This is a genomic window from Bradyrhizobium sp. McL0616, assembly GCF_049993385.1.
Taxonomy (GTDB): Bacteria; Pseudomonadota; Alphaproteobacteria; order Rhizobiales; family Xanthobacteraceae; genus Bradyrhizobium.
The window spans coordinates 639,055-662,953 of record NZ_CP188255.1 but is presented as its reverse complement, the minus strand read 5'-3'; the positions used below and the strand labels follow the sequence as shown (position 1 = coordinate 662,953).

Sequence of the window (23,899 nt, the reverse complement as noted above, 5' to 3'; positions counted from 1 at the left end):
GAAACGATGCCTCACGATAGGTGAAGAAACTCGGACTTGATAATCCATCCACACTCCACATTATTTGTGAAATTGTTTCATAGATGGTCATGACATGGACAACCGGATCGGCGAAATGCAGGTCTTTCTCCGCGTAGTGGAGGCTGGCAACTATTCCGAGGCAGCGCGCCGCCTCTTGATGACTCCGTCAACGGTCAGCAAGCTTATCGGAAGAATCGAGGAGCGGCTCGGCGTGCGACTTTTTGAGCGTTCGACGCGGCGTTTGGCGCTGACCGCCGAAGGGCGGATGTATCATGAGAAAAGCCTGGCGCTTGTTGCCGAACTCGATGGGATCGAACGGGGAATTTCCAGGGGGGCCGCGACGGCTGGCGGGACAATTCGCGTTAACTCGACCATCTCGTTCGGTATCCTAGGTCTCGAACCGTTGCTTCAGGCCTTTTGGAAAGCTCATCCCGGAATCGTGGTTGATATTTCGCTCTCTGACGAGGTCGTCGATCTCTATCTCGACCGGACGGACGTCGCCTTCCGCGTGGGCCCTCTGCAGGATTCGGCGATGGTCGCGAGACGTATCGGGGTCGTAAAGAGGCGGATCGTCGCATCGCCTGACTACATCGACCGCATGGGCGAACCCAAAAAGGTCGAGGATATTTCTCGTCACAAGTGCCTAGGGTTCAACTTTCGACGGTCCGCGCCGGTCTGGCCACTGAAGGAGAGCGGCCGTATCGTGGACCGGATGGTCAATGGCCCTCTCGTCGCGAACAATGCCCAAACCCTGAAAAGAATGGCCATCGCGGGCGTGGGCATTGCCAGGCTCGCCGACTATCACATCCGCGATGATATAGCCGCTGGCCGACTCATCGAAGTGCTCAATGGCGCTGTTGGCGACGACGAGCAGATCCACGCGCTCTATCACGGTGGGCCTCGTCTCCCCTTCCGGGTGAAAGCTTTCCTCGACTTCGTCTGCCCTCGCCTCACGGATTTCATGGAGGGCAGGACCACTCATGAAAAGTCTGCAGAAAACGCAGTCCCGAAGGGAAAGGCGAAGCGATCCGCTAGGGCGCCTAGCTGAGCGGAGGTAGAATCGCCTGCAATTCGGGGCGCCGATCTTCGAGGAAAGCGGGCAACTTGAGATGTTCCCCTAAGCGCTCCGGCGCTTCGTCAACCGCGAATCCGGGGCCGTCCGTGGCGATCTCAAAAAGGACCCCACAAGGCGCACGAAAGCCTACCGCGCTCAGATAGGTTCGCTCGATCGGATCGCTTACCGCCATGCCATATTCCGAGCGCAGCTTCTCAACCATCTCTGACCTATCGTCGATATCCCGCGAGCGAAAGGCAACGTGGCGGATGGTACCTCCGCCGAGCCGCCCCCGCGAGGACTTCCCTATCACGCGCAAGGTGATGGCACCTCCCGGTCCGCCGTGCGCAGCCAAGCGAATAGAGCCATCCTTCCTCGAAACAAGCCCGAAGTCGAAGACCGTCTGAAGAATGTCGATCGTCACATCCTCCTCGCGGACATTTAGCGTCACATGATGAAGGCCGTCGAGCGGGCAACCTGTTGGCCCGTCTTGATATAGCTCCGACAATGGATCATCCAATGTCTCGACCAATGCCAGCGATGTTCCGTCGGGGTCCACGAAACAGAGCATTCGCTCTCCGAAGGGTGACACCTGCCACTTGCTGGGTACCCCACACGAATCCAGTTGATCGGCCCACCGACCGAGGGAATTTGGGGGCGCCCGAAAAGCGGTCTGAACGACTTCGCCGGCCCCGACCAATCCCGCTGTCACGCAATTCCAGGCAAGGGTGCTTAACACAGTGCCGGGAGATCCGAGATCGGCGCCATAATAGACGTGGTAACTGCCTGGGTCGTCATAGCAGACGGTCTTCTTGACTCGCTTAAGCCCAAGCACATTTCTATAGAAGTCGGCAGCGCGCCTTACGTCGCCGACGATCGTCGTAACGTGGTGAATTCCTCGCGCGCTCACTTGGCTAATTCCCAATCCGCGACCCCGAGGCCGCCCGGTGCGTCATACCTGCGTTGCCGGCCTTTGCTCCTCGTTCCGGATGCCGGTCGTAGCGCATACACACCCCGGAACCTGACCACGCGTCTTGGACTTTCTCCCGATAACCAAACCGTTGCCGAGGCAATTGTAGCTTTTTTTGCCGCGGCGACGCAATCGTGCAAAGCGCGCTGAAAACCTGCAATGACTCCCCCACCGATCGGCTTAACGATTGCGATCCGAAACCGTACCGGGGCGCCAGATCCGTGACCACTATCCATCGGACCACGTGCCGTGCCAACGGCATCAGGCAATTCTACCTTGAAGCGGGGACCGGTCCGCCGGTCGTGCTTCTCCACGGCTTTCCCGAGACCAACTTCGCTTGGCGGTTCCAGATTCCGGCGCTTGCGCCCCACTACCGGGTGATAGCGCCGGATCTTCGCGGATACGGGGAAACCGACAAGCCCGCGAGTGGCTATGACAAGCGGACAATGGCCAATGACATCGTCGAGCTGCTGAGGGCGCTCGGGATCGGACGGGTCGCACTTATCGGGCATGACCGTGGTGCTCGGGTCGCGACTCGCCTCGTCAAAGATCATCCCGATATCGTCGATCGCCTGGTCGTGATGGACAACGTCCCCACGCGAATAGTCGCGCGCGAAATGAAAGCCAAGGTCGCCCGCGAATACTGGTTCTTCATGTTCCACCAGATTCCGGATCTTCCGGAGGCATTGATCGCGGGTCGGGAAGACATCTGGCTTCGGCACTTCTTCTCAGATTGGTGCCACGATCCATCGACCATCACGGGCGAGGCGTTTGAAACCTATGTGAAGGCCTACAGAGCGCCCGGCGCGATCCGGGGCGCGATGGCCGATTATCGTGCGAGCGCGGAAGATGTCGCGCAGGATAGCGAGGACGCCGACAAGAAGATCAAATGCCCCGTGCTCTCGCTCTGGGGACAGGATTTCGGCGCTGTCGGTCGCCTGTTCGATATGAAGGCGATCTGGAGCGAAATGGCCGAGAATCTCACTGTGGCTCCCATCGAACGCTGTGGTCATCTTCCACAGGAAGAACAGCCGGAAATCGTCAACAAGATTCTTCTGAGCTTCCTCGAAGGTTGGAGCGGCTGAGTCCGCGAGGCTCGCGCGCAATCCCTCTTGAGATCGGACAAGACGAGCTCGCGACACCGGGCGATGCTCGAGGGCATCCGGATCGGATACCCAAACGGCAACAATGCGATGCCTTCGTTCGCCTCGGCATACTCCGACGAAGAGATCGCCGCGGTCCGCAACTACGTCATCGGACACTTCGACGGCAAGCAACGCACGGCCGGGGCGCCGCTGCCATGGTTGGCGCGGCTCGCGACTGAGCCACCGACCCCAGGAGACAAAGATGAGACCTGTTTCGATTGTGATGTGCCTGGCGCTGGCGCTCCTGTCCCGTGACGCAGCGTACGCCGCAGCCCCCCAAGTTCGGACCCAGGCGCCCGGCTTCTACAGAATGATGCTCGGGCATTTCGAGATAACCGCCCTACTCGACGGCACCCATTCCTTTCCCGTCCACGAAGTTATGACGCGGAACGAGACGACACCGACCGGAGAACGAAGGGCCGTGAAACTCGCGGAAACTCATGCCGGCAAGGCCGAGGCGCTCCTTGCCGCTTCCGATCTTCCCGCTCCGGTCGAGGGCTCGATCAACGCCTTCCTGGTGAACACCGGAGTGAAGCTCATTCTGATCGACAGCGGTGCCGGCAGCCTTTACGGCGCGTGCTGCGGGCATCTGTTGGAGAATCTGAGGGCGGCCGGATACACCCCGGAACAGATCGACGAAATCTATCTGACTCACCTTCACGCGGATCATGTGGGAGGCATCGCGCCGCAAGGAAAGCCGGCGTTTCCCAACGCCGTCATAAGGGTAAACCAGAAGGACCTGGACTACTGGCTCGACGTCAAGAACGAGAGCGAAGCTCCCAAGTTTCTCAAGCCCATGTTCGAGGGCGATCGCGCCTCCTTGAAGCCTTACGTGGAGACCGGCCGGCTGAAGCCGTTCTCCGAAGGCCAAGAGATTTCCGCAGGAATTCGCGCCATCCCGACTCCCGGGCACACGCCCGGCCACACGTCCTATGAAGTGACCAGCGAAGGCAAGACGCTTCTGGTCTGGGGCGATCTTGTCCACGTGGCGCCGATTCAGTTTCCCGACCCGGCCGTCACGGTGACTTACGATAGCGATCCGATGTCTGCCGAAGCGGAACGAACAAGCGTCTTCGCACAGGCCGCAAGGAGCGCAACCTGGATCGCGGCAGCGCACATCGCATTTCCTGGTATCGGGCATATCCGATCGGTCGACGGACGCTTCGAATGGTTGCCGGCGAACTATACCACGGAGCTCAAGCCGATTAACTAACCCAGGCCATCGCCGGGCGTGATCGCAAAAACGCGCGGCGGGTCCAGTCGCCGGTGTGCCTTCGCATCGAAACATCAACCGAGGAGAACAATGACCTTCGCATTCGAACCGACCAATTGGCATATTGTACCGGAACGAACTTTCGGCGAGCTCAAGCTTGGCGAAATCTTCCGCGCGCCAAGTCGCACACTGACAGACGCACATGCCTCCGCCTTCCAGACAGTGTCGTGTGACAATCATCCGATCCACTACGACGTCGGCTACGCAAAGCGGTTTGGCCATTCGGCTCCGGTCGTACACGGCTTGCAGGTCCTTGCCTTTACCGCTCCCGGCGCTACGTTACTGCCGCACACCTTCGGCTCGATCTTCATCGCATTCACCGAACTCTCGGTGAAGTTTCTCAAAGAGGTCCATGTCGGCGACACGCTCTATCCCGCACTGGAGATCGTTGCGCTGGAGCCTATGGCCGACAAGGGCGAGGTGACCACCGACGTTACGGTTCACAATCAAAATGGCGAGCTCGTTTTGTCCGGCCAGCACTCCTACTTGCTCAGGACGACCTGAGCGCGATGGTTCAGCCGTGTCGCCGATCGCGTGGCTCACCCATGGAGTTTTGCTCGGATATGACCGCGGTGCGGACGCGGCGGAAGCGCTTGTGTGCGGGTGAGCGCGGGAGCCAGCGTCGTCAGATCCCGCACATCATGGCAACGTGACAGAAAGCGAAGAATTCGCCGACCGATAAGGAATGGTAAAATGCCGCGATGCATCCACATGAACTCCCGAACGGTCAGGAGAGTGTCGCCCAGCGCCCCAGGCTGCGAGGAGTGTCTCAAAACAGGGAGCTGGTGGGCGCACCTTCGGCTATGCCGCGAATGCGGTCACGTCGGATGCTGCGACCAATCTCCCAACCGGCACGCCACCGCACATTTCCATGCGACCAAGCATCCGATCATGGAAGGCTATGACCCGCCCGAGGGCTGGGGCTGGTGCTACATCGACAAGACGATCGTCGACCTTCCCGACCAGACACCACCTTCCGGACCGACGCCATGAGCTTGCCGAACGAAAATCGCGCCTCCCCCGAGTCGACAACCGCCCCCACCATGTCGCCTTGGGTCGCCTTCCGCTATAAGACGTTCACGGTGGTGTGGATAGCGACCGTCGTCGCCAACGTCGGCACCTGGATGTACAACGCCGCGTCCGGATGGCTGATGACCAGCCTCGCTGCCGATCCGCTCACCGTGTCTCTGGTCCAGGTCGCGAGTAGCCTCCCGATGTTTCTGTTCGCGCTGCCGGCCGGCGCGCTGGCGGACACCGTCGACAAGCGCCGCTTGCTGATCGGTTGTGAAATCGCCCTCACTTTCGTCGCGGCAGCAAGCGCTGTGCTCGTCGAACTGAATCTTGTCACGCCGCCCGTCCTGCTCCTGTTCACGTTCCTGCTCGGCGCCGGCGCTGCGTTCACCGCGCCGGCGTGGCAGTCGGTCGTACCCCAACTTGTGCCGAAGAAGGATCTGGCCGCGGCCGTCGCCAGCAACGGCGTCGGAGTCAACATCAGCAGAGCCATCGGGCCTGCGCTCGGCGGCGTGGTCATCGGTGGATTGGGTATTGCGGCGCCCTTCTGGTTCAACGCGCTGAGCAATTTCGCCGTGATCGGCGCCCTTCTCTGGTGGAAACCGACTCCCTCCCTGGGCAGCGGGCTGCCGCCGGAACGTCTCGCTGGCGCCATGGTGGTCGGCTTTCGTCACGCGCGCTACAATCCGAACCTTCGAGCCACCTTGCTCAGGGCCGTGGCGTTCTTTTTCTTCGCGAGTGCCTATTGGGCGCTGCTCCCACTCGTCGCTCGCAATCAGATTGCGGGCGGCCCCGAGCTCTACGGTGTTCTACTTGGAGCCATCGGCGTCGGTGCCGTCGTCGGTGCCTTCACGTTGTCATGGTTGAAGACGTCTCTCGGACCAGATCGGCTTGTCGCGGCAGGAACCGCCGGCACTGCACTGAGCCTGGTTCTCTTGGGTGTCGCGCATCAGCCGGGACTGGGTATCGCAGCGTGCCTTGTCGCGGGCATCTCATGGATCGCCGTCCTTGCGACCATCAACGTCTCGGTCCAGGTCTCACTGCCCGATTGGGTCCGCGGGCGCGGCTTGGCAATGTTCGTCACTGTCTTCTTCGGGGCGATGACGGCCGGCAGCGCGCTTTGGGGACAGCTCGCCTCGGGACTGGGCCTGCCAGAGGCGCATTTCATCGCCGCAGCGGGCGCAATCGCAGGGATCGCACTGACCTGGCCTTGGAAGCTTCAGGGCGGCGCCAGCATCGACCTTGCCCCTTCGATGCATTGGCCGGCGCCGATATTGAACATCGAAGCCGAAGCCGACCGCGGGCCCGTGCTCGTCACGGTCGAGTATTTGATCGCCCCGGATAAGCGCGACACGTTCCTTCCCGCCGTCATGGCGCTGGGCCTACAGAGACGGCGGGACGGCGCCTATGCCTGGGACATCTTCGAGGATGCGGCCCAAAGCGGACGTTTCCTGGAAACGTTCATGGTGGCGTCCTGGCTCGAGCATCTTCGACAACACCAGCGCGTGACTAATGCGGACCGGGTCGTTCAGGACGCGATCCGCAATTTCGGCGCCACGGCCGAGCCCAAGGTTACTCACCTAATCGCCGCGCGCCCGCCTTCCGAATGATCGGCCCTTGGAGAGCACTTCGATCGTTCGGTTCTTTATCGTTCGGGCTTGGTCATCGCTGTCTTTCAATGCGCATCGGTACACCCGTTCATGTAAATCGGCGCGATGGAATGCCCCCATCTAGTTTAATGACAACAGTGGCTTATCGTGCCGATCGGCGTCGGGACCGCACGCCGATTCACACTTTGGGCTCGCCCACGTGTTCCATGCGGGGCCTCCGGTTGGGCTTCTCCGGAGCGACGAAAGTCACCTTGGAACGGTCAGTCCGAAGATCGGTTGCTCTGGAGCAATCGTAGGAGGGTCGCATGGATATAAAGGAAACCTCGGCAATGACGGAAGCCTCGGGGCTGACAGGCGACCAAGATGGTACCAGGCAAGCGTCGACGAAATCGGACCTCGCGGGGCAGGCCAGCCGGCGCTCGCCACTTCAAAATGGTGATGCGGTGGCGGAACGGCTGCGCGAGATGACCGTGAAGGCGCCGCTGCAATCCCTGTGTGTAGCGTTTCTGCTGGGCGTCTGGGTCGCGCGCCGGCGCTAGTAGGCCCTTCTTGGTGACCGGAGAACTTCGTGATGCCAAACGCCGTCATCTTCGATCTCGACGGGAGTTTGTTGGATTCGGTCGACCTACATGCGCTGGCTTGGCAGGAGGCGATGCTCAAGTTCGGTCACGACGTGACCTTCGCGCAGGTGCGCGGCCAGATCGGAAAGGGTGGAGACAAGCTCATCCCGGTGTTTCTCTCCGAGACGGAGCAGCGTAATCATGGCAGCCAGCTCGAAGAGTGGCGCGGGCAGCGTTTCAAGTCGTTCTACCTCCCGCTCGTCCGCCCTTTTTCAGCGGTGCCAGATCTTTTGCGCCGCGTGTGTGGCGCTGGGCTTCGCGTCGCACTCGCTTCCTCGGCCAAGAAGGACGAGCTCGAAAAGTATCTCGTTATCGCGGGAATCGCCGATCTGGTCGACGTTGCGGCCTCGTCCGAAGACGTCGACGAATCCAAGCCGGCGCCGGATATCTTTGAGGTTGTGCTTAAGAAGCTAGGCATTGAAGGCCGCGAAGCGATAGCAATCGGCGATACGCCCTACGACGCCACTGCGGCCGGCAAGGCCGCTATCCCGACGATCGGAGTCCTCTGCGGCGGGTTTGCCGAAAGCTCGCTGCGGGAGGCCGGCTGCGTCGAGGTCTATCCGGGTCCAGCCGCGCTGTTCGCGCGCTTCGACGAGGCGCTGCTGGCGAAGTAATCGAGCCTCCTCGAGACTGGTTCCGATGATGTCGCTTCGCCCGAGACGGTCATCCAAGGTCAGGATCGCTGACCCCATCTCGATTCGCATATCAGGAAAACTCCGCTACTATACGCTTTTCCCGCACCGGGGCATCTCATGTTCGACACCGCCACCACCGCGCTTTTGCGGCGGCCCTGGACGAAGTTTGCGAAAGCGTTTCGGCGCGCGAGACCGGAGCGCGTACGCAGGTCGCCTCAAAAATGCTAGAAGCAGCCACCCGTGGAGAGATATCGCCCGAAGGCCTCAGGCAGGTAGGTCGCGAGGCCCTTTCCGTAGCGCCGACCATGTGGCGCTGAGGGGCGAGGCGCAGCCGTGAATTTTCAGGTCACGACGTTGAAGATCTTGGTGAGTTACCCGGATGGATTCGCCGTGATGGACGACATCAAGCGCGACATGGCGATCCTGGCGACCAGTGGCCGGGACTGGGCCGACCGGACTAAGCGCTTGGCTGCGCGCGTGCCGGACCTCGACATATTTTCGCAACGGTTGGTCGATCGCGAAAGCGGCGGGTGGAAGATCACGGACAAGGGGCGGGCCGTACTCGAGTTGATGGAGGCGCGCACCGGCCTTGATCAGCCGGTGGAGGCTTCGGCCGAGAGGGGCGATACGCCCGTGCCTCCATTGCCGCCGCTCGTGGAGCGCGCAAAGCGACGGCGAGAACGGCGTGAGCGTCGTCGCGAAGGGCGCGAACGAGCAAGAGTGACCGCGTCCTGAAGGGCGCGAGCTCTTCAGAAGGGCGTAAAATCCAGCCCGTAGCTGAATGCGGCGACGAGCGAGAGCAGCAGTCCCAGGCCGCAAAAGATCGCGATGGTCTTGAATTCCTCGGCGCCCGCAGTCGAACGGACTACGCTGGGCGCCAGTCTTGCCTCTGCATCCATCTGTCGATCCCTTCCGAAGAAGTTGGCATCCTAGCGGAGTTCGCCCGGGGCGCGTGTGAACTGGCTCTCAGTCGGCGTCGCCGAAGTCGCCGTGACCGAGCGCGGTTATGGAACGGCGCCCGTTCCGGCGACTTGATCCGCATGACCATTCGAGAATTCGGAGAGCACCATGAAAGCAGTTCTAGCGGCAGCGTGCGTTCTCGCGCTCGCCTCGATCTCGCCGGCGGAAGCCAAGGGGTGCATCAAGGGCGCCATCGTCGGCGGCGTCGCCGGCCACATGGCCGGACATGGCAATCTCGGGGCCGCGGCCGGCTGCGCAATCGGCCATCACTAAGCCAACAAGCCGGACCCGAACAACTCGAACGCTCAGGCGCCGGCCGCCTCAGAAGTAGCGTCCTTGGCTTTTCCCCGGATGTCAGGCCTCGCCAGGTCCGGAAAGGAATGATGCCGTTGGTGTCGTGCGCGGCACCGGCAGAGGGCGCTCGGTCCCTCTGTCGTGCGGACACTCTGGAAGGATGTCGGCCAGCGGTTGCTGAACGACACCTGCACGCAGCGGACCGGGCGCCATGAGGAAGACGGCTGCTGGGGCCGTGTTCTAGTAGTCGCCGGCGCGGCCGGAGACGGATGCTGCCATGGCACCGAAGCACCACCCGACGCCGGGCGGCGTCGACCTTCTGGATTTCGACCACCCTGGCGCAGCGCCGGCACCCCACCCTCAGAATATGTTGAGGAGTTTCGCTCGCCCGCAGCGCCCCTCCGGATGGGGCCGACCGAGCCTCGGCGCGAGGGTCGTCCAGGAGCGCCTGCCAGTATTCCGCGGGCAGATCAACGTCCGGAGCCAATCCGGGCTTCTGCGGCCCGTCTCTGCCGACGAGAGAGGCCATCTTATCAATCTGCCTGGGGGTCGGCATGCGCCAGCTCGCGGGTCGGTCCGTCATGCTGCCCAGAAGCCAGTGTCCGGTGCGCGGCGTAAGTCCGCCTGACGCGCGTTTTGCGCTCGCCTTGAAGGAGCTCTGCATGGACATCGACATCAAGAGGGCCGGGTCTCGCCCCTCTCAGAAAGTTCAGAAGACTGGTTCGCCGGCACGGTTCGAATCGACCCGCTATTCCAGCGCCGGACCCCGGCCCGGGCAAGCGGAGCCCAAGTCACGTTCGAACCCGGTGCCCGCACCGCCTGGCACACGCATCCACTTGGACAGACGCTCATCGTGACGTCGGGACTCGGGTGGGTGCAGCGCGAAGGTGGCCCTGTCGAGGAAATCCGGCCGGGTGACGTCGTGTGGTTTCCGCCGGGCCTCAAGCACTGGCACGGCGCCTCGCCGACGACCGCGATGACGCACATCGCTATCCAGGAGGCGCAAAACGGGAGTCCGGTGACTTGGATGGAGAAGGTGAGCGACGATCAATATCTGAATGGTGGGGAGGACGGCATGGATGTGAAGGAAGCCTCGGCAATGACGGAAGCGTCCGGACTGACCGACGATCAGGACGGTATCGAGCAGACTTCCGGAGCGCGCCGGCGACCGCTCCAGTCGCCTTCCTGCTCGGAGTTTGGTTCGCCGTCGGCGCTAAGTTAGGGGAAGCCGCGACCCTGCACGATCCACTGCAAGGAGCGTCCATAGCCGAAGAATAACGTTTCGCGATGGCCGGGTGGCATGGGCATATGCGCGACTACTAATGCGATCAGGAGGGGTTGTCCTAATCGCATTCTCAGCAGTCAATCTCACTCAAGATGGATGTCGCTCAACGGATCCGGCATTCCCGATGCTGAATAGAGTTCGCCATTTTCCATGAAGAACATGGTGTTCTTCGAGACTTTCGTAGCGTGCTTCATGAGCAAGCTGCGGCCAGTATCTCCAAACGTCGCGGCGGTCATGTGCCCGGGTCCGCGATACATGTAGCCCATACCTGCCTTGAAGTCCCAGCAGGCCTGCGAGAGCGCTTGGCTTGAGATGAACGCGAGGGAAGTCGTTGCGATGATAAGCTTTGTTGGACGAGCCATGAGAGAGTTCCCTGTTTGATTACGAAGACATGATTGAGGCACGGCTAGTCTCACGCTTACGAATTCTCGATTGCTCCGGACCTGATCGCCCCGGCTTTGTCGATTTCAATGGCGCCGCTGCTACTCGGTCTGCACCTGCACTGGCGCGCCAAACTTTTGGTCGACCATCCCTCCGACGATGACCAGATAGCGCCGCTGCGCCGGTTCGCTGTTCTGTACGATCTGTCGGATCGGTCCAACGGCGTTCACGACGGCCGATCCTGCCGGATTCGTCATGAATCCAGCCAACGGCTCGACCGATCCTTCGCCCGTTCGTTGGTTCGACAGCGCGAGCACATAGGGGTGTCCCGGCAGCAATCCAGTCACCGAAGCCTCCAGCACTTGGGTCAGCCCTTGATCGAAAAGCGATACGCTGGTGGGCGACTTGCTTGCTCCGCTGCCGCCATTGACAGGCGCAAGGATCAGGTGCGCCGCTTTGCCCGCGAGACCGAGCGGTTGCAGTCCCATTGCTGCTGCCGGATGAGGAAAGAAGTCTTCGATTTTTCCCGAAGCCGTCATCGCCGAATTTCCGGCGCTCATGGCGGGCACGGCGTTCGAGACGTAGGCGAGCGCCTGAGGCGCCTGGCCGATCGGCACGGTCCCGATCACCTTATTGGTAATCGTGTCGATTGCGATCAGCTGGTCGTCGTTCTCGAGCCCGACATAGACGCGAGAGCCGTCGCCGGAGGGCCAAATTCCGTGGGGAAGGTTGCCGACGGGGATGGTGGCTACCTTGCTGAAATCGTCGGTGCGGAAGACCTGCACCTCGTTCAGGCCACCGACGGTGACATAGGCGAACATCCCGCTCGCATTGCGCACGAAGTTGACGTGGTTCGCAATCGGACCCGTATCGAGCGTCTTGATGATCGAGAAAGGTGGTTGCGCCTCGAAGACCTGGGTTTTGCCGATGTCTTTCAGCGTGTACCAGACCTGCTTGCCGTCGGGCGTCGCGGCGATGTTCGGACAGAATGGGCTCGCCTGCTGCACCTTCCCGACGACGTTGTGGTCCGCGACCGTGACGATGACCACCTCCGGGTTGAAGGATGAGCACACGTAACCGTACTTGCCGTCCGGGGAGAAGATTTGCATCCCGGGGCCGTTGGGGGTGATGATTCTGGTTTTTTCGAGATAGGTACTGGTGTCGAGCACAGCGACATAGTTTTCGCCACGGACGGTGACCCACAATTCATTGCCGTCCGGCGTGAAAAAAGCCTCGTGGGGGGACCGGCCCAAATATGTGGTGTGCTTCACCGCATTCGTGGCGGTGTCGATGAAGGTCACGGAGTTCGATCCGATCGACACCACGGCGAGGGTCCGGTGGTCCGGGGAGTAGCCCATGCCGTGCACGAGCAACTGGCCTCGGTAGAGCGGGCTCAGGTTGCCCGGTTGCGGATCCCCCAGGCGGATGACGCCAAGCAGCTTGTTGTCGACCGGATCGATGACGGAGACCGTGTTGGAGAACTGTTCGGCTACATAGACGCGGTCGAGATGGCTTATCGGCACATCCGGATCGGACGCGAGGCCCGGCGCCTGTCCGGCAAAGCTATTTTCGGTGCCAGCGGATGTTGCGAGGAGCAAACAAATCACGGGGAAGATGCGCGTCATTTCAAGGCTCCTTGGCCGGATCGGCCGGTGGTGGGGGGCGTCGAATTGTTCGGTTCTGCTGAAACGACCTGATCAGGTGCGGGCACGGAAGGTGGCAGCGGTTGGCCGATCGCCATCAGCATGGCCGCGATCTCCTGCTGCTGGGTCACGATTATCTCCTGGGCCATGCGCCTGAGCCGCTCGTTGCGTCCATAGCGCAACTCAGCCTGGGCCATGTCGATCGCGCCCTGATGGTGTGCCACCATCATCGAAACGAAATCGCGGTCGATATCGCCGGCAGGCCCGATCGTCATGTCCTTCATCATGTTTGTCATGGAGGTTGCTGTCGCCGCGAGAAACGCACCTTCGTCGGCGTCGCTCGATTGCGCCGCTCCGACACAAAGCGAGAATTCATCCGTGAGAGCCCGCAGTCGTCCGGTCGGATCGGCTAATGCGAGCGACCCGGCTGCAACGCCGAAAAGTATCGCCGCGATGTAAGTCAATCGTCTGCCTGTTCCACGGATCAATTTCGTTACTCCTCAGCGGCCGCCGGCAAAGAGCGCCGTGCTCTACTTCGCGTGAGTGGTCTTGCTGAATTCAGGTTCAGGAATGAAACCATCGCGATTGGGCATCCTGATCTTCGGCAGACTTTCCTTGTCGAGCTTCCCGTTCGCGGGAAGGATTCCATTGAGGCTCAGGATGTACGCAGAGACGGCATAGGTGTCGTCGACGCTCAGCGAGCCCGGATCTTGGTAAGGCATTGCCCGGTGGATGTAATCGAACAGCGTCGTCGCGTACGGCCAAAAGCTTCCGACGGTTTTGACGGGCATGTCCGAGGCCAGCGTACCTTGGCCGCCGACCAGGCGGTCCTTGATGCCGCCCTGGCCCTTCTCGCCGTGGCAAGCCGCGCAGTTGTCGGCGAACACCGATTGTCCGCGTTCGACCGTTCCGCCGCCCTCCGGGAGTCCCTTTCCGTCGGGCCTCACGTCGATATCCCAGAGTTTGATCTCGTCCAGACGCGCTGGTCGGCCGAAATCGGAGGCGAGCGCCGGCGCCACCAGTGATCCGGCCACCAGGGCAGCCGCCATGGTCGTGTCACGAAAGAACATTGCGAACCCTCCCCGTTGCGTCGATGCTCCAGGTCTGCTGCGCGTTGTAGTGGAAGAGCGCATTCGTCCCCGTTTGTGCGATGAAGGTCTTGCGGTCGGGCTGAACGTTGCCCTGCTCGTCGGTCGAGCGGCTCACGATCTTCGTCGGCTTGCCGTCCCACGCCCAGTCCATTCCGAATCTCGTCTGCGCCTTCGACAGCACCGGCCCGTTCAAATCAGCCTCGGACCACGTCTCGGTGCCATCCGTGCTGATCTCGACCTTGGCGATTTTGCCGTGCCCGCTCCAGGCGACGCCGGTAACGCGGTTGTAGCCGGGCTTGATCTCCATCGTTCCGGACGGTGATGTGATGACGGAGTTGGTGTCCATGCGAAGCTGAAACTGACGCGCCTTGCCGTTCGCCAGTAGCTGGGTGTAACGGGCGGTTTCCCAGCGGGTCATCCACGGCTGATCGCCGAACTTGAGCCGGCGCAGCCATTTGATGTTCAGATTGCCTTCGAACCCTGGCATCACGAGCCGGATCGGAAAGCCGTGAGCCGGGCGCAACGGCTCGCCGTTCTGACCGTAGGCGACGAACGCCTCTTCTACGATCTCCTCCGTGAGCGGGATGCTTCGCGCCACGCCCGCGGCGTCGTCTCCCTCGGCGAGCATCCAGGTGGAGCCGGCCTCTTTCTCCACCAGGCCGATCAGGAATTTCAGCGGGACGCCGGTCCATTCGTTCGTGCTGACCAGTCCATGGGTGTTCTGGACCGTCAGATTTTCATCCGCCTTCTTCCAGTTCTCCCATCCGTTTCCCGTGCATTCGATGAACACGGTGCGTGATATCGAGGGCATCGCCTTCAGTTCGTCGACGGTGAACACGAGGGGCTTTCGCACCATGCCGTGCATCAGCAACCGGTGCTTGGCCGGATCGAGATCGGGAACGCCGGCGTGGCTGCGCTCATAATGCAGATCGGTCGGCGTCAGTGCGCCGACCAGCTTGTCAAGCGGCGTCTTCGAGTTGATGGCATCGCCGGGATCGACGTTTCGACGCCCTGGCGTCGCCTCCGGAATGCGGCTGATCATCACGAATCGCGATCGTTCGCTGTGGCCGCTCAGGTCGGCGCCGGGCTCCCGCGGCGGCACGTCGGCCAAGGTGTCGGCGGAGGCGGCGTCTGAGACCGCAGCCCCCGCAGCAGCCCCTGCCGTCGCGGCCAGAAACCATCTGCGTGAGAGGACCTCGTCCTTGTAGTCTTCCGGCATCACCAGCCTCCATAAATAAAGAGCTTCGAGATTCCCGTTTTCTTGTCTCGCGAGCAGGTCAGTCGAAGACCGAGTAGATCGCGATAGCCGTCACGAGCAGAATCAGCAGTACCGAAAGGATCGAGTCGGTCCGGGCAGTGCTCGCGGCATGCGGCTCGACGTCATCGAGCAGGCGGCCGTTGCGCGCGAACCGCAGCGTCTGGATGGCGATCAGCGCAAGCCCGCCAGCAATGAGAGCGATGCTCTCGTGCGGCCCGAGATGGGCGGAGATCCGGTCCAGTTGCGCTCGGCGCACGGGGTCGGCGGAGTTCGAGATCGTCAGCGCCTGGATGAACAGGTCGAATTTCTCGATGACGATGCCGAAAGACATGATCGCGATGCCCGTTCGAACCCAGGCGAGAAACGTCCGTTCGTTGGCTGCGTGGTCGCTGTACGCCGGAATCATGATCGTACTCATTCCTTGGGCGCTGATGGATTTTTCGCGGCCGTTGCTGCGACGGCCGCGAGCGCGGTCGCCATGGCTTCGACGATCTTGTCGGCGGAGCCGCGCACGCCATGACGCTGTGCGAGCCATCGCGGTTCTTGTATGACAGCCAGACCTTGCCCGCCGAATCTTCGTAGACGAGTACTTTCAACGGCAAGTCGATGCCGATCGTCGGTTCGGCTTGCATCAGGGGCGTCCCGGTCTTGGCGTTGCCGAATATCAGCACCTCGATCGGCCGAAGAGGCAGTCCCTCCGCGGCGGCGCCGACGGCGTGATCGATCCGTGCGAACACCGTCATTCCCCTGTCCTTCACTGCGGCTTCGAGGCGGTCGGTCGTTTCTCACGCCGCGAAGTCGCTCGGTATGGTGGTCAGCCCGTCCACAGCCATTGCCTGTCCTCCCGACAAAAAAATACCCACGATGAAAGCGAGCCCGAGCACCCAATGAGGGCGCGGAGTTAGGGCCCGCAGCATGATCAATTGCCCCCTGGGGTTTCGGGCGGAAGCAGCACGGGCGGTTCGTCGTAACCTTTGCGACTGCTGTAGAAGACGAGCCCCATGAGGCCGAATCCGACCGCCAGGGAAAAGATCACCCCGATGGCGAGCGCAACGTACCCGGAAGCCGGAACGTCGGTGCCGCTTGCCAAAGACCATCCGACGACCGCGATCAACAGCGTTGCGGCGAGCAACAACAGCAGCACGATCAAGATGGTCCAGGTCCCGCCTGCCATGCCTCTCAGGTTTGGTACTGCAGCTGGATCGGCGTTGCTTTCCGCGGTCATGTCGATATTCCTTTCGATGAGGGAATGTGGAGGCGAAGCTCCTGGATCTGAAGCTCCAGCGCCGCGATCTTCTGCTCGCGCTCGGAAAGCAGCGTTCCTACCTCTGAGGCTTCGAAGCGGCGCGGAATGTGCTGCGGGCAGTTGTAGTCCCAGGCGGAGACCGTGAAGGTGATGACCTGCTCGGGGCGAGCCTTGTAGCCATCGGGCATCAGGCTCCCGATTATCGCGTCGTCATTCTCGATGGCCCGCGCCGTGCCGCATAGTTTCACCCGCCGTCCATGGGAATAATCGACCAGCAGGAGGCAGGCCTTCGGGTTCTCGGATAGGTTTCCGAGCGTGATGTACTGCCGGTTGCCGACGTAATCGACGAACGCGAGCGTCGTTTCGTCGAGCACCTTCAGAAATCCGGGCGGACCGCCGCGGTGCTGAATGGTCGGCTGCCCGTCCTTGTTTGCGGTCGCCAGAAAGACGCTGCGCTGTTCTTCGATGAACGCTTTGAGGTCGGGCGTGATTGCGCTCGGCCAGGAGCCGTGTTTCTCCACTCGTTCATAGAGCCGGCGTGAACCCTTGCGCGTCTGGATCACCTTGACCGCGGGCGAGAACGCGACGTCGCTCGAGAAACGGGCGGGGCCTTCGACGTTTTCATCCGTGAGCGTCATGGTGCGAACCTCGTGAAGACGTAGTCGTGCTGATTCACGTTTGCCTGGTGGCAACCGAAGCAGGTCTCGTGCTGGGCTTCATCGACCGGCTTGCCATCCAGGAAGCGGCCGAAGCCCCATCCACCGGTCGACGCGTATTTCTTCGAGTCCTTGATCATGATCTGGACCGTCGTCGCATGGCCCGGCACGGACGCGCTGCCGAACTCGGGAGACGGCACGCGTTTCCAGGCCAGCTTGGCCAACATCGCGCCGTCCGGAAACGGTAGCGTCCCATTCCGGTAGGCTTTCACCGAGGTGGCGTTTCCGAGGATGCCGCGCAGTTCGTTGAAGCTGCCTTCCTCTTGCGAAGGCGCTATCAATTCCCACTGCCGGTAGCCTTCGGGGATCGTCACGCCGAAGATCGGTGAGCCCTCGCCGTCGGCATAACCCTGCGCGCACGGCGCCACGTATGCCGCGAGCAGCACAAAAACGAACCGCTTTTTCATCGACGTACCTTTTCGCTTTCACGATCGCGGACGGGAAGGGCGGCCCGGGAGGCGAGCGCCCGGGCCGAACCCTGTCACTGGACGGCGACCTTCCGCTTAGAATCGATGCTGACCTTGCGCTTCAGGAAGTCGCGGATGAGCGGCACCACCTCGTCGGCTTTGTCTTCGAGCACGAAATGGCCGGTGTCGATCAGATGAAACTCGACCTCTGGAAGATCGCGCTTGTAGGGATATGCGCCGTCCGCAGGGAAGATCTTGTCGTTCTTGCCCCAGACGATCAGCGTCGGCGGGTGGTACTTCCGGAAGTAGGCCTGGACCGCGGGATAGAGCGGCACGTTGGTGCGGTAGTCGTAGAAGAGATCCATCTGGATTTCCGCGTTGCCGGGCCGGTCCAGCAGGGCCTGGTCGTGGACCCAATTGTCGGGCGCGACCCGGCTGGTGTCGGACACGCCGTCGGTGTACTGGAAGATCGTCGTCTCCGGCGCGACCAGCGTGTACAGCGCCTTCCGATGTGCCTCGGAATGGTCGGACCAGTAGGCCTTGATCGGATCCCAGAACTCCTTGAGGCCCTCGTCGTAGGCGTTGCCGTTCTGCACGATCAGGCCGCTGATCCGGTCCGGATGCTTCAACGCCAACCGCCAGCCGACGGGGGCGCCGTAGTCCATAACATACATGGCGTACCGGGCTACGCCGAGCTGATCGAGCAGGCCGTCGACGAGCTCGCCGTAGCGGTCGAAGGTGTAGTTGAACTTCGCGCGGTCGGGCGATTCGCTCTGTCCATAGCCCGGATAGTCAGGCGCGATGACATGGTAGCGGTCCGCCAGAGCCGGCATCAGATTGCGGAACATGTGCGAGGACGTCGGAAAGCCGTGGAGCAGCAGGACCACCGGCGCGTCCTTTGGGCCGGTCTCGCGATAGAAGATCTTAACGCCGTCGATTTCCTTCGTCCGGTAGTGCGTGACGCTGCTCGCGGACGCGATCGAGGGGGCGCTGCGACCGGGCTCCGCCGCGTTCGCTTCGAGCGACCACGCTCCGAGCGCGAGCGCCGCTCCGAACAACAGGCTCCCGGCCTTGAGCGGGGAGAGCTTGTACCTTGCTGTGACAGTCTGCATTTCAACCTCCATGTTTGAAGACACGTTGCGGAAGCAACCTGGGCAGGCGTCGGGTCAGACGCCGTGGTAGACGAGCCTGGTGAAGAAGCCCGGATCGATGACGAACTGGCCGTAGCGTGCGTCGAAGGCGGCGGTGGGTTTCGCCGCGACCGCTTCGTCGCGGGACATGCCCTTTTTCTTGAGCTTGGCGACCGCGTCCCGGATGGCGACGAGCATGTCGCGCCAGTCCTGCAGCTCGGCACGGTTGCTGACGGGATTGCCGTGCCCGGGGATGACGATGGTGTCCTTGGTCGCCGCCGCCAGGTTGGCGTCCGATGCTGCGATCATCCCGTCGATGCTGCCGCCGGTCGAATAGTCGATGAAGGGGTAGATGCCGTTCCAGAAGGTGTCGGCGACGTGCATGACGTCGGCTTCGCCGAAGGTGACGGAGATGTCGCTGTCGGTGTGTGCGCTTCCATAATATTTCAGCAGGATCGATGCGCCATTGAGCTTCAGGGTCTTCTCGGTGGCGAAGACCTCGGTCGGGATCCCGCCCTCTGGCAGCGGAAGAAAGTTGTAATCCCAGTCTTCGACGCGCTGGAGCTTGGCGAGATGTTTGCGCGTGTTCTCGTGGGCGAGTATCCGGGCGCCGCTCTCGTTCAACCATGCGTTTCCGTCGGTGTGGTCGAAGTGCCAATGCGAGTTGACCAGATGCGTGATGGGTGCGTCCCCGAGCGCCGCGAGGGCCTTGGTCATCTGCGGGCGAGATACGCCGATTCCGGCATCGATCAGCACCTTGCCGTCCGTGCCGGTCAGCACGGCGACGTTTCCGCCGGACCCTTCGAGCACGCTGATGTTGTTGCGCAGCTTATGGGTCGCGATCGGCGATACGGCGGCGCTGTCCTTTATCAGACTGACGATGCCGCGCGCCTCGGCAAACGCTTGCCGGGGCGTCAGCCAGCCCCCCGCCGCCATCGCCGTGCCGCCTAGGCAGCAGAGACAGAAGCCCCGGCGCGACAGCATCTTTTGGGTTCGGTGTTCCATGATCGTCCTCGCATTCTCGTCAAATCGGCTCTGATTGATAAATCCCGTTCTTCGGCGGCCGGCGCGGCCGCCGATCGCGTTCGCTCGTCCGCGCTTCAAGCTTGAATGAAGGCGAGAAGGTCGCTGTTGAGCTGGTCCTTGTGCGTGGCGAACAGGCCGTGCGGCGCGCCGGGATAGATCTTCAGGGTGGCGGCCTTAATGAGCTTCGACGACAGCAGCGCCGAATCCGCGATCGGGACGATCTGGTCGTCGTCGCCGTGCAGCACCAACGTGGGGACGTCGATCTTCTTAAGGTCGGCCGTGAGATCGGTTTCCGAGAAGGCCTTGATGCAGTCGTACGCGCCCTTCTCACCGGCCTGCATCGACCAGAGCCAGAAACTGTCCTTGACGCCGCGCGACACCTTCGAGTCGGGGCGGTTTGCGCCGTAGAACGGAAGGCTGAGGTCCTGGTAATACTGGGAGCGGTCGCCCTTCACACCGGCGCGGATTTCGTCGAACACCTCGATCGGGAGTCCCCCGGGATTGGCCGGCGTCTTCAGCATCAAGGGCGGAATGGCGGAGATCAGCACGGCCTTGGAGACCCTCTTGGTCCCGTGCCGGCCGATATAGCGCGTGACTTCGCCGCCACCGGTCGAATGACCGATCATCACCGTTTGCTTGAGATCGAGCGCATCCATGAGCTCGGCCAGGTCGTCGGCATAGGCATCGAGATTGTTGCCCTCCCACGATTGTCCCGAGCGGCCATGCCCCCGGCGGTCGTGGGCGATGCAGCGAAAGCCGTGCGAGGCCAGGAACAGCATCTGGTCGTCCCAGGCATCGGCGTTCAGCGGCCAGCCGTGCGAGAAGGTGATCGGCGGTCCCTTGCCCCAGTCCTTGTAGTAGATTTCCGTGCCGTCTTTGGTCGTTATGCTGCTCATGGTCTCGTTCCCTGGTTTCTGTTGCGGTAGAGCCGAAGGCCGTCAGCTCACGCCTTTCATGAAGCTGAGAAGGTCGGCGTTGAATTGGTCCTTATGGGTTGTCGTCAGCCCGTGCGGCGCGCCGGGATAGATCTTCAGGCTGGCCTTCCGGATCATCTTCGATGACACCAGGGCCGAGTTCGCGATCGGGACGTTTTGATCATCCTCGCCGTGGATGATCAGCGTCGGAACCTCTAACCGCCGCAGGTCTGCTGTGAAGTCGGTCTCGGAGAAAGCCTTGATGCCCTCGTAGGAGGCTCGCAGTCCGACTTGCATGCAGCTCAGCCAGAAGGCGTCCTTGATTCCCTGCGAGACCTTGGAGCCGGGCCTGTTCGCCCCGTAAAACGGGCCGTCGCCGAGCCCCCGGTAGAACTGTGCGCGGTCGGTGGCGACCGCCGTCCGGATGCCGTCGAACACCTCGATGGGCACGCCGCCCGGGTTTGCGGAAGTCTTCAGCATCAGCGGCGGGATGGCCGAGACCAACACCAGTTTCGCGACACGATCCGTTCCGAAGCGCCCGACGTAGCGCGCGATGTCGCCGCCGCCGGCGGAGTGGCCGACGAGCGTGACTCGCTCCAGGCGCAGCGCGTTGATGAGATCGGCCAGGTCACCTGCGAACGTGTCGTAGTTGTTTCCGTCCCAGGGCTGCCCGGAACGGCCATGTCCTCGCCTGTCGTAGGCGACGCAGCGGAAACCCTGCGACGCCATGAAAAACATCTGATCGTCCCAGGCGTCGGCATTGAGCGGCCAACCGTGACTGAAGACGATGGCGGGGCCGGCGCCCCAGTCCTTGTAGAAAATCTCGGTGCCATCCTTGGTCTTGATGGCGCGCCCAGCGCCGCGGGTCATGGCGCCCATGCTATCCGAGCGAGCCGCAAGGGGATTCGATCCCACCAGCGCCATCGCCGATGCGCCGGCAATTCCTCCGATCAGAACGCTGCGACGGGACGCAAGACGCGGCAAGTAACTACTGTTGTCTGCTCGTGTCATCTGGATGTGTCCTGTTTTTGGCGCCCATGGGCGGCGGAGACGAACCGATAGGCGGTGCCGTGGGCTTCCGCGAAGCCGAGGCCCGGATACGTCCAGTGGAATCCGAGGAGCTTCGTCTTGTCGGCGGAAGCCCGGTCGAGTAGCCGCTTCCTGTTCTTGACGGCGAGGTCTGGGATGCTGTCGTATCCGAAGTGCCAGTCCGGGTGCTCCAGGCCGATGACCTCGCTGGTCGCCGTGTCGACCGCGATGATGAGGCCGCCATTCCCCGCGATCTCGAACGAAAGATGGCCTGGGGTATGGCCGGCCGTGTCGATGGCGCGGATGCCGCCGACCACATCGTCGCCCGGCTTGATCATAACGGTCCGGTCCCGGACCGCGCCGAGATCGCGCTGCGCGCCCCTGCCGAACTCGTGGATGGCCTCAGGTGCCTTGCTGAAGAAATCGGGATCCATCCAGTAATCCCATTCCGCCGCTCCTACGAAGTAGGTAGCGTTCGGGAACACAAGTTCGCCGTCGGCGGCGAGAACTGCTCCCGTGTGATCTGGATGCGCGTGCGTAAAAACGATTTTCGTCACCGCGGCTGGATCGAATCCGGCCGACCGCAGGTTGTCTAGGAACCGCCCGTCCGTTTCTTGGTATCGATCGCCACCGCCCACATCGAACAGGATGAGCTCGTCCCGAACGCGCAACACCGGAATGTTAGTCGGAGCGCGAACGATACTTCCCACCGTATCCAGTCGCCGGAGAACTTCGATGCGCTCCCCTGGCGCGACGTCCGGCGTAAAGATCTCTTCAGCGATTTCCAGATATCCGTCGCTGACGACGCTGATCTCGAAGTCGCCGTGGTCGAATGCAAAAATGCCGGTTACCGCCGAGGCACCGGATCGATCTTCCGACGGCGTCCTCGATCCCGGTAAGCACGAGACATCCGTAGCCTCTTCTGTGCCTTTGATGGAAAGACTCATCGACGAACTCCAACTCGCGTTCTCGATCGCTGCGATTGGTGCGACCTATGACGTCAAGATGGTCCGGCGTACGTTCGTGATCCATTGCACCAAGGTGTCGCCGATACTTTCGGATTGGTCGATGCCGATGGAGCGGAAAAGCAAGCGACAGAGACGAAAAGCGCATTGGCGATACCATCGTGCAATGGATTCAAGCGCATCCATGCGGCAATTTTGACTGGCAAAGTCGGCAGCCACGGCATTCACCGTTCTTCTTTGGCGATGTGCGTCAAGCGCGAGTTTGTCTCGGAAGCAGGCGACATGCACCTAAGCGCCGCGAGAGGCTTGGATCGCGGCGGCCGTGACGAATGCCGCCCGCCAAGCTTCGGAGCGGCGTCGGGCGATGATCCCGTTTCAATGTTTTCGAGTGTGCGCCAGTTACTTCCTCTAAACCAACGGAGCCGACATGGACCAGGAAACGCAACGTGACCGGATTGGCCTCAAAAGGCTGGAGGGCAAGATCGCCCTGATAACGGGCGGCAGCAGCGGTATCGGCTTGTCGACCGCGAAGCTTTTCGTCGCGGAAGGAGCCTTCGTGTTCGTCACCGGGCGGCGCCAAGAGGAGCTGGACGCAGCTTCGGCCGTTCTCGGCCCGAACGCGATGGCGATCAGGGGAGACATAGCCAGCATTCCCGATCTCGACCGGACCGTCGACACGATACGCTCCCGCAAGGGAAGACTCGACATCCTGTTCGCCAACGCGGGCATCGGCGAATTCGCACCTCTAGGCTCCATCAGCGAATCCCATTTCGACAAGACGTTTACCGTCAACGTCAGGGGCACGCTTTTCACTGTCCAGAAGTCACTCGCATTGATGCCGGACGGCTCATCGATCGTGCTCAACGCGTCCATAGCGGGCGTGAAGGGGTTGCCAGCGTTCAGCGTGTATGCCGCAAGCAAGGCGGCCCTGCGGGCGCTGGCGCGAAGTTGGATCGTGGATCTCAAGGAGAGAAGGATTCGCGTGAATGTCATCAGTCCCGGCACGGTGCCGACGCCCGGGTACGACGGTTTGGGACTGACACCGCAAGAGATGCCGAACTTCATTCAGGCGGCAGCTTCGGCGACCCCGTTAGGGCGAGTTGGAACGCCAGAGGAGATCGCTCGCGCGGTTCTCTTCCTCGCTTCGGCAGACAGCAGCTATGTCAATGGTGCCGAGCTTTTCGTGGACGGAGGCTTTGCGCAGATCTGACGCGC

At 61.9% G+C, this 23,899-nt stretch carries 28 protein-coding genes and 4 pseudogenes; 14 read left to right on the top strand and 18 right to left on the bottom strand.

Going from position 1 to position 23,899, the window contains the following annotated elements; all coding sequences use genetic code 11:
• Nucleotides 1-94 precede the first annotated feature (94 nt).
• On the top strand, nt 95-1,069 hold the full coding sequence (locus ACPPVR_RS03145) for a LysR family transcriptional regulator (RefSeq protein WP_426612827.1): 975 nt from the start codon (nt 95-97) through the stop codon (nt 1,067-1,069).
• Here ACPPVR_RS03145 and ACPPVR_RS03140 read toward each other — a convergent pair.
• A complete protein-coding gene (locus ACPPVR_RS03140; RefSeq protein WP_426616316.1) occupies nt 1,062-1,646 on the bottom strand; it encodes a VOC family protein in 585 nt (194 codons plus the stop codon). The genes ACPPVR_RS03145 and ACPPVR_RS03140 overlap by 8 nt on opposite strands.
• Nucleotides 1,647-1,841: 195 nt before the next feature.
• Nucleotides 1,842-1,985: pseudogene (locus tag ACPPVR_RS03135) on the bottom strand (VOC family protein); the annotation flags it as partial.
• 194 nt (nt 1,986-2,179) lie between these two features.
• On the opposite strand from ACPPVR_RS03135, the gene ACPPVR_RS03130 reads away from it, so the two are divergent.
• The 10 genes and pseudogenes from ACPPVR_RS03130 (at nt 2,180) to ACPPVR_RS03085 (ending at nt 9,074) form a co-directional block, all read left to right on the top strand.
• Entirely contained in the window at nt 2,180-3,130 is a 951-nt protein-coding gene (locus ACPPVR_RS03130; protein ID WP_426612826.1) for an alpha/beta fold hydrolase, read from the top strand.
• Nucleotides 3,131-3,193: 63 nt separating this feature from the next.
• Entirely contained in the window at nt 3,194-3,445 is a 252-nt protein-coding gene (locus tag ACPPVR_RS03125) for a hypothetical protein (RefSeq protein ID WP_426612825.1), read from the top strand.
• A gap of 55 nt (nt 3,446-3,500) precedes the next feature.
• Nucleotides 3,501-4,403: an MBL fold metallo-hydrolase gene (locus ACPPVR_RS03120; RefSeq protein ID WP_426612824.1), complete on the top strand. Its 903-nt coding sequence runs from the start codon at nt 3,501-3,503 to the stop codon at nt 4,401-4,403.
• A 90-nt stretch (nt 4,404-4,493) separates the two neighbouring features.
• On the top strand, nt 4,494-4,967 hold the full coding sequence (locus ACPPVR_RS03115) for a MaoC family dehydratase (protein ID WP_426612823.1): 474 nt from the start codon (nt 4,494-4,496) through the stop codon (nt 4,965-4,967).
• 189 nt (nt 4,968-5,156) lie between these two features.
• Nucleotides 5,157-5,456: a UBP-type zinc finger domain-containing protein gene (locus ACPPVR_RS03110; protein WP_426612822.1), complete on the top strand. Its 300-nt coding sequence runs from the start codon at nt 5,157-5,159 to the stop codon at nt 5,454-5,456.
• Complete coding sequence (locus ACPPVR_RS03105) at nt 5,453-7,084, top strand: MFS transporter (RefSeq protein ID WP_426612821.1); 1,632 nt, start codon at nt 5,453-5,455, stop codon at nt 7,082-7,084. Before ACPPVR_RS03110 ends, ACPPVR_RS03105 begins: the two co-directional genes overlap by 4 nt.
• A gap of 305 nt (nt 7,085-7,389) precedes the next feature.
• Nucleotides 7,390-7,623, top strand: coding sequence for a hypothetical protein (locus ACPPVR_RS03100; RefSeq protein ID WP_426612820.1), 234 nt, complete (start codon nt 7,390-7,392; stop codon nt 7,621-7,623).
• 32 nt (nt 7,624-7,655) lie between these two features.
• Nucleotides 7,656-8,318 carry an HAD family hydrolase gene (locus ACPPVR_RS03095; RefSeq protein ID WP_426612819.1) on the top strand — a complete coding sequence of 221 codons (663 nt, stop codon included), beginning with the start codon at nt 7,656-7,658 and terminating at the stop codon, nt 8,316-8,318.
• Between the two features lie 138 nt (nt 8,319-8,456).
• A pseudogene (locus ACPPVR_RS03090) lies at nt 8,457-8,656 on the top strand (hypothetical protein).
• A gap of 16 nt (nt 8,657-8,672) precedes the next feature.
• Complete coding sequence (locus tag ACPPVR_RS03085) at nt 8,673-9,074, top strand: hypothetical protein (protein WP_426612818.1); 402 nt, start codon at nt 8,673-8,675, stop codon at nt 9,072-9,074.
• A gap of 14 nt (nt 9,075-9,088) precedes the next feature.
• Here ACPPVR_RS03085 and ACPPVR_RS03080 read toward each other — a convergent pair whose 3' ends face one another.
• Nucleotides 9,089-9,238, bottom strand: a complete 150-nt coding sequence (locus ACPPVR_RS03080) for a hypothetical protein (protein WP_426612817.1) — start codon at nt 9,236-9,238, stop codon at nt 9,089-9,091.
• A gap of 169 nt (nt 9,239-9,407) precedes the next feature.
• Here ACPPVR_RS03080 and ACPPVR_RS03075 point away from each other — a divergent pair, with 169 nt between their 5' ends.
• Entirely contained in the window at nt 9,408-9,572 is a 165-nt protein-coding gene (locus ACPPVR_RS03075; protein WP_426612816.1) for a hypothetical protein, read from the top strand.
• A gap of 689 nt (nt 9,573-10,261) precedes the next feature.
• Nucleotides 10,262-10,647 (top strand): annotated as a pseudogene (locus tag ACPPVR_RS03070) ((R)-mandelonitrile lyase); the annotation flags it as partial.
• 314 nt (nt 10,648-10,961) lie between these two features.
• Here the strand turns inward: ACPPVR_RS03070 and ACPPVR_RS03065 are convergent.
• The 15 genes and pseudogenes from ACPPVR_RS03065 to ACPPVR_RS02995 all read right to left on the bottom strand — a co-directional run bounded on the left by ACPPVR_RS03065 (nt 10,962) and on the right by ACPPVR_RS02995 (nt 22,666).
• The gene (locus ACPPVR_RS03065; RefSeq protein ID WP_426612815.1) at nt 10,962-11,240 is read right to left on the bottom strand and encodes a hypothetical protein; all 279 of its coding nucleotides are present in this window, start codon (nt 11,238-11,240) and stop codon (nt 10,962-10,964) included.
• 120 nt (nt 11,241-11,360) lie between these two features.
• Nucleotides 11,361-12,884 carry a YncE family protein gene (locus ACPPVR_RS03060; RefSeq protein WP_426612814.1) on the bottom strand — a complete coding sequence of 508 codons (1,524 nt, stop codon included), beginning with the start codon at nt 12,882-12,884 and terminating at the stop codon, nt 11,361-11,363.
• Nucleotides 12,881-13,294, bottom strand: coding sequence for a DUF305 domain-containing protein (locus ACPPVR_RS03055; protein ID WP_426616315.1), 414 nt, complete (start codon nt 13,292-13,294; stop codon nt 12,881-12,883). The genes ACPPVR_RS03060 and ACPPVR_RS03055 overlap by 4 nt, the downstream gene beginning before the upstream one ends.
• Before the next feature lie 138 nt (nt 13,295-13,432).
• The gene (locus tag ACPPVR_RS03050) at nt 13,433-13,972 is read right to left on the bottom strand and encodes a c-type cytochrome (RefSeq protein WP_426612813.1); all 540 of its coding nucleotides are present in this window, start codon (nt 13,970-13,972) and stop codon (nt 13,433-13,435) included.
• Nucleotides 13,959-15,212 carry a sulfite dehydrogenase gene (gene soxC / locus ACPPVR_RS03045; RefSeq protein WP_426612812.1) on the bottom strand — a complete coding sequence of 418 codons (1,254 nt, stop codon included), beginning with the start codon at nt 15,210-15,212 and terminating at the stop codon, nt 13,959-13,961. The genes ACPPVR_RS03050 and soxC overlap by 14 nt, the downstream gene beginning before the upstream one ends.
• Before the next feature lie 58 nt (nt 15,213-15,270).
• Nucleotides 15,271-15,669, bottom strand: a complete 399-nt coding sequence (locus tag ACPPVR_RS03040) for a YidH family protein (RefSeq protein WP_426612811.1) — start codon at nt 15,667-15,669, stop codon at nt 15,271-15,273.
• A 181-nt stretch (nt 15,670-15,850) separates the two neighbouring features.
• Nucleotides 15,851-15,994, bottom strand: a pseudogene (locus ACPPVR_RS03035) (DUF302 domain-containing protein); the annotation flags it as partial.
• Nucleotides 15,995-16,170: 176 nt separating this feature from the next.
• Complete coding sequence (locus tag ACPPVR_RS03030) at nt 16,171-16,476, bottom strand: hypothetical protein (RefSeq protein ID WP_426612810.1); 306 nt, start codon at nt 16,474-16,476, stop codon at nt 16,171-16,173.
• Nucleotides 16,473-17,135, bottom strand: coding sequence for a pyridoxamine 5'-phosphate oxidase family protein (locus ACPPVR_RS03025; RefSeq protein ID WP_426612809.1), 663 nt, complete (start codon nt 17,133-17,135; stop codon nt 16,473-16,475). Before ACPPVR_RS03025 ends, ACPPVR_RS03030 begins: the two co-directional genes overlap by 4 nt.
• The gene (locus ACPPVR_RS03020) at nt 17,132-17,620 is read right to left on the bottom strand and encodes a cytochrome P460 family protein (protein ID WP_426612808.1); all 489 of its coding nucleotides are present in this window, start codon (nt 17,618-17,620) and stop codon (nt 17,132-17,134) included. The genes ACPPVR_RS03025 and ACPPVR_RS03020 overlap by 4 nt, the downstream gene beginning before the upstream one ends.
• A gap of 74 nt (nt 17,621-17,694) precedes the next feature.
• Nucleotides 17,695-18,732, bottom strand: a complete 1,038-nt coding sequence (locus ACPPVR_RS03015) for an alpha/beta fold hydrolase (protein WP_426612807.1) — start codon at nt 18,730-18,732, stop codon at nt 17,695-17,697.
• Between the two features lie 54 nt (nt 18,733-18,786).
• Nucleotides 18,787-19,755, bottom strand: a complete 969-nt coding sequence (locus tag ACPPVR_RS03010) for an MBL fold metallo-hydrolase (RefSeq protein ID WP_426612806.1) — start codon at nt 19,753-19,755, stop codon at nt 18,787-18,789.
• 95 nt (nt 19,756-19,850) lie between these two features.
• On the bottom strand, nt 19,851-20,672 hold the full coding sequence (locus ACPPVR_RS03005; protein ID WP_426612805.1) for an alpha/beta fold hydrolase: 822 nt from the start codon (nt 20,670-20,672) through the stop codon (nt 19,851-19,853).
• A gap of 42 nt (nt 20,673-20,714) precedes the next feature.
• Entirely contained in the window at nt 20,715-21,701 is a 987-nt protein-coding gene (locus tag ACPPVR_RS03000; RefSeq protein WP_426612804.1) for an alpha/beta fold hydrolase, read from the bottom strand.
• On the bottom strand, nt 21,698-22,666 hold the full coding sequence (locus tag ACPPVR_RS02995; RefSeq protein ID WP_426612803.1) for an MBL fold metallo-hydrolase: 969 nt from the start codon (nt 22,664-22,666) through the stop codon (nt 21,698-21,700). Before ACPPVR_RS02995 ends, ACPPVR_RS03000 begins: the two co-directional genes overlap by 4 nt.
• Before the next feature lie 445 nt (nt 22,667-23,111).
• Between ACPPVR_RS02995 and ACPPVR_RS02990 the strand changes: the two genes are divergently transcribed.
• Entirely contained in the window at nt 23,112-23,894 is a 783-nt protein-coding gene (locus ACPPVR_RS02990) for an SDR family oxidoreductase (RefSeq protein ID WP_426612802.1), read from the top strand.
• Nucleotides 23,895-23,899: the final 5 nt, after the last annotated feature.

Coding starts and splice junctions, on each gene's coding strand:
- ACPPVR_RS03040 (WP_426612811.1), bottom strand. CDS start 15,669: ATGAGTACGATCATGATTCCGGCGTACAGCGACCACGCAGCCAACGAA.
- ACPPVR_RS03120 (WP_426612824.1), top strand. CDS start 3,501: ATGATGCTCGGGCATTTCGAGATAACCGCCCTACTCGACGGCACCCAT.
- ACPPVR_RS03095 (WP_426612819.1), top strand. CDS start 7,656: ATGCCAAACGCCGTCATCTTCGATCTCGACGGGAGTTTGTTGGATTCG.
- ACPPVR_RS03075 (WP_426612816.1), top strand. CDS start 9,408: ATGAAAGCAGTTCTAGCGGCAGCGTGCGTTCTCGCGCTCGCCTCGATC.
- ACPPVR_RS03105 (WP_426612821.1), top strand. CDS start 5,453: ATGAGCTTGCCGAACGAAAATCGCGCCTCCCCCGAGTCGACAACCGCC.
- ACPPVR_RS03020 (WP_426612808.1), bottom strand. CDS start 17,620: ATGAAAAAGCGGTTCGTTTTTGTGCTGCTCGCGGCATACGTGGCGCCG.
- ACPPVR_RS03050 (WP_426612813.1), bottom strand. CDS start 13,972: ATGTTCTTTCGTGACACGACCATGGCGGCTGCCCTGGTGGCCGGATCA.
- ACPPVR_RS03080 (WP_426612817.1), bottom strand. CDS start 9,238: ATGGATGCAGAGGCAAGACTGGCGCCCAGCGTAGTCCGTTCGACTGCG.
- ACPPVR_RS02990 (WP_426612802.1), top strand. CDS start 23,112: ATGGACCAGGAAACGCAACGTGACCGGATTGGCCTCAAAAGGCTGGAG.
- ACPPVR_RS03000 (WP_426612804.1), bottom strand. CDS start 21,701: ATGACACGAGCAGACAACAGTAGTTACTTGCCGCGTCTTGCGTCCCGT.
- ACPPVR_RS03140 (WP_426616316.1), bottom strand. CDS start 1,646: ATGCTCTGTTTCGTGGACCCCGACGGAACATCGCTGGCATTGGTCGAG.
- ACPPVR_RS02995 (WP_426612803.1), bottom strand. CDS start 22,666: ATGAGTCTTTCCATCAAAGGCACAGAAGAGGCTACGGATGTCTCGTGC.
- ACPPVR_RS03005 (WP_426612805.1), bottom strand. CDS start 20,672: ATGAGCAGCATAACGACCAAAGACGGCACGGAAATCTACTACAAGGAC.
- soxC (WP_426612812.1), bottom strand. CDS start 15,212: ATGCCGGAAGACTACAAGGACGAGGTCCTCTCACGCAGATGGTTTCTG.
- ACPPVR_RS03115 (WP_426612823.1), top strand. CDS start 4,494: ATGACCTTCGCATTCGAACCGACCAATTGGCATATTGTACCGGAACGA.
- ACPPVR_RS03025 (WP_426612809.1), bottom strand. CDS start 17,135: ATGACGCTCACGGATGAAAACGTCGAAGGCCCCGCCCGTTTCTCGAGC.
- ACPPVR_RS03145 (WP_426612827.1), top strand. CDS start 95: ATGGACAACCGGATCGGCGAAATGCAGGTCTTTCTCCGCGTAGTGGAG.
- ACPPVR_RS03110 (WP_426612822.1), top strand. CDS start 5,157: ATGCCGCGATGCATCCACATGAACTCCCGAACGGTCAGGAGAGTGTCG.
- ACPPVR_RS03060 (WP_426612814.1), bottom strand. CDS start 12,884: ATGACGCGCATCTTCCCCGTGATTTGTTTGCTCCTCGCAACATCCGCT.
- ACPPVR_RS03125 (WP_426612825.1), top strand. CDS start 3,194: ATGCTCGAGGGCATCCGGATCGGATACCCAAACGGCAACAATGCGATG.
- ACPPVR_RS03015 (WP_426612807.1), bottom strand. CDS start 18,732: ATGCAGACTGTCACAGCAAGGTACAAGCTCTCCCCGCTCAAGGCCGGG.
- ACPPVR_RS03065 (WP_426612815.1), bottom strand. CDS start 11,240: ATGGCTCGTCCAACAAAGCTTATCATCGCAACGACTTCCCTCGCGTTC.
- ACPPVR_RS03030 (WP_426612810.1), bottom strand. CDS start 16,476: ATGACCGCGGAAAGCAACGCCGATCCAGCTGCAGTACCAAACCTGAGA.
- ACPPVR_RS03010 (WP_426612806.1), bottom strand. CDS start 19,755: ATGGAACACCGAACCCAAAAGATGCTGTCGCGCCGGGGCTTCTGTCTC.
- ACPPVR_RS03100 (WP_426612820.1), top strand. CDS start 7,390: ATGGATATAAAGGAAACCTCGGCAATGACGGAAGCCTCGGGGCTGACA.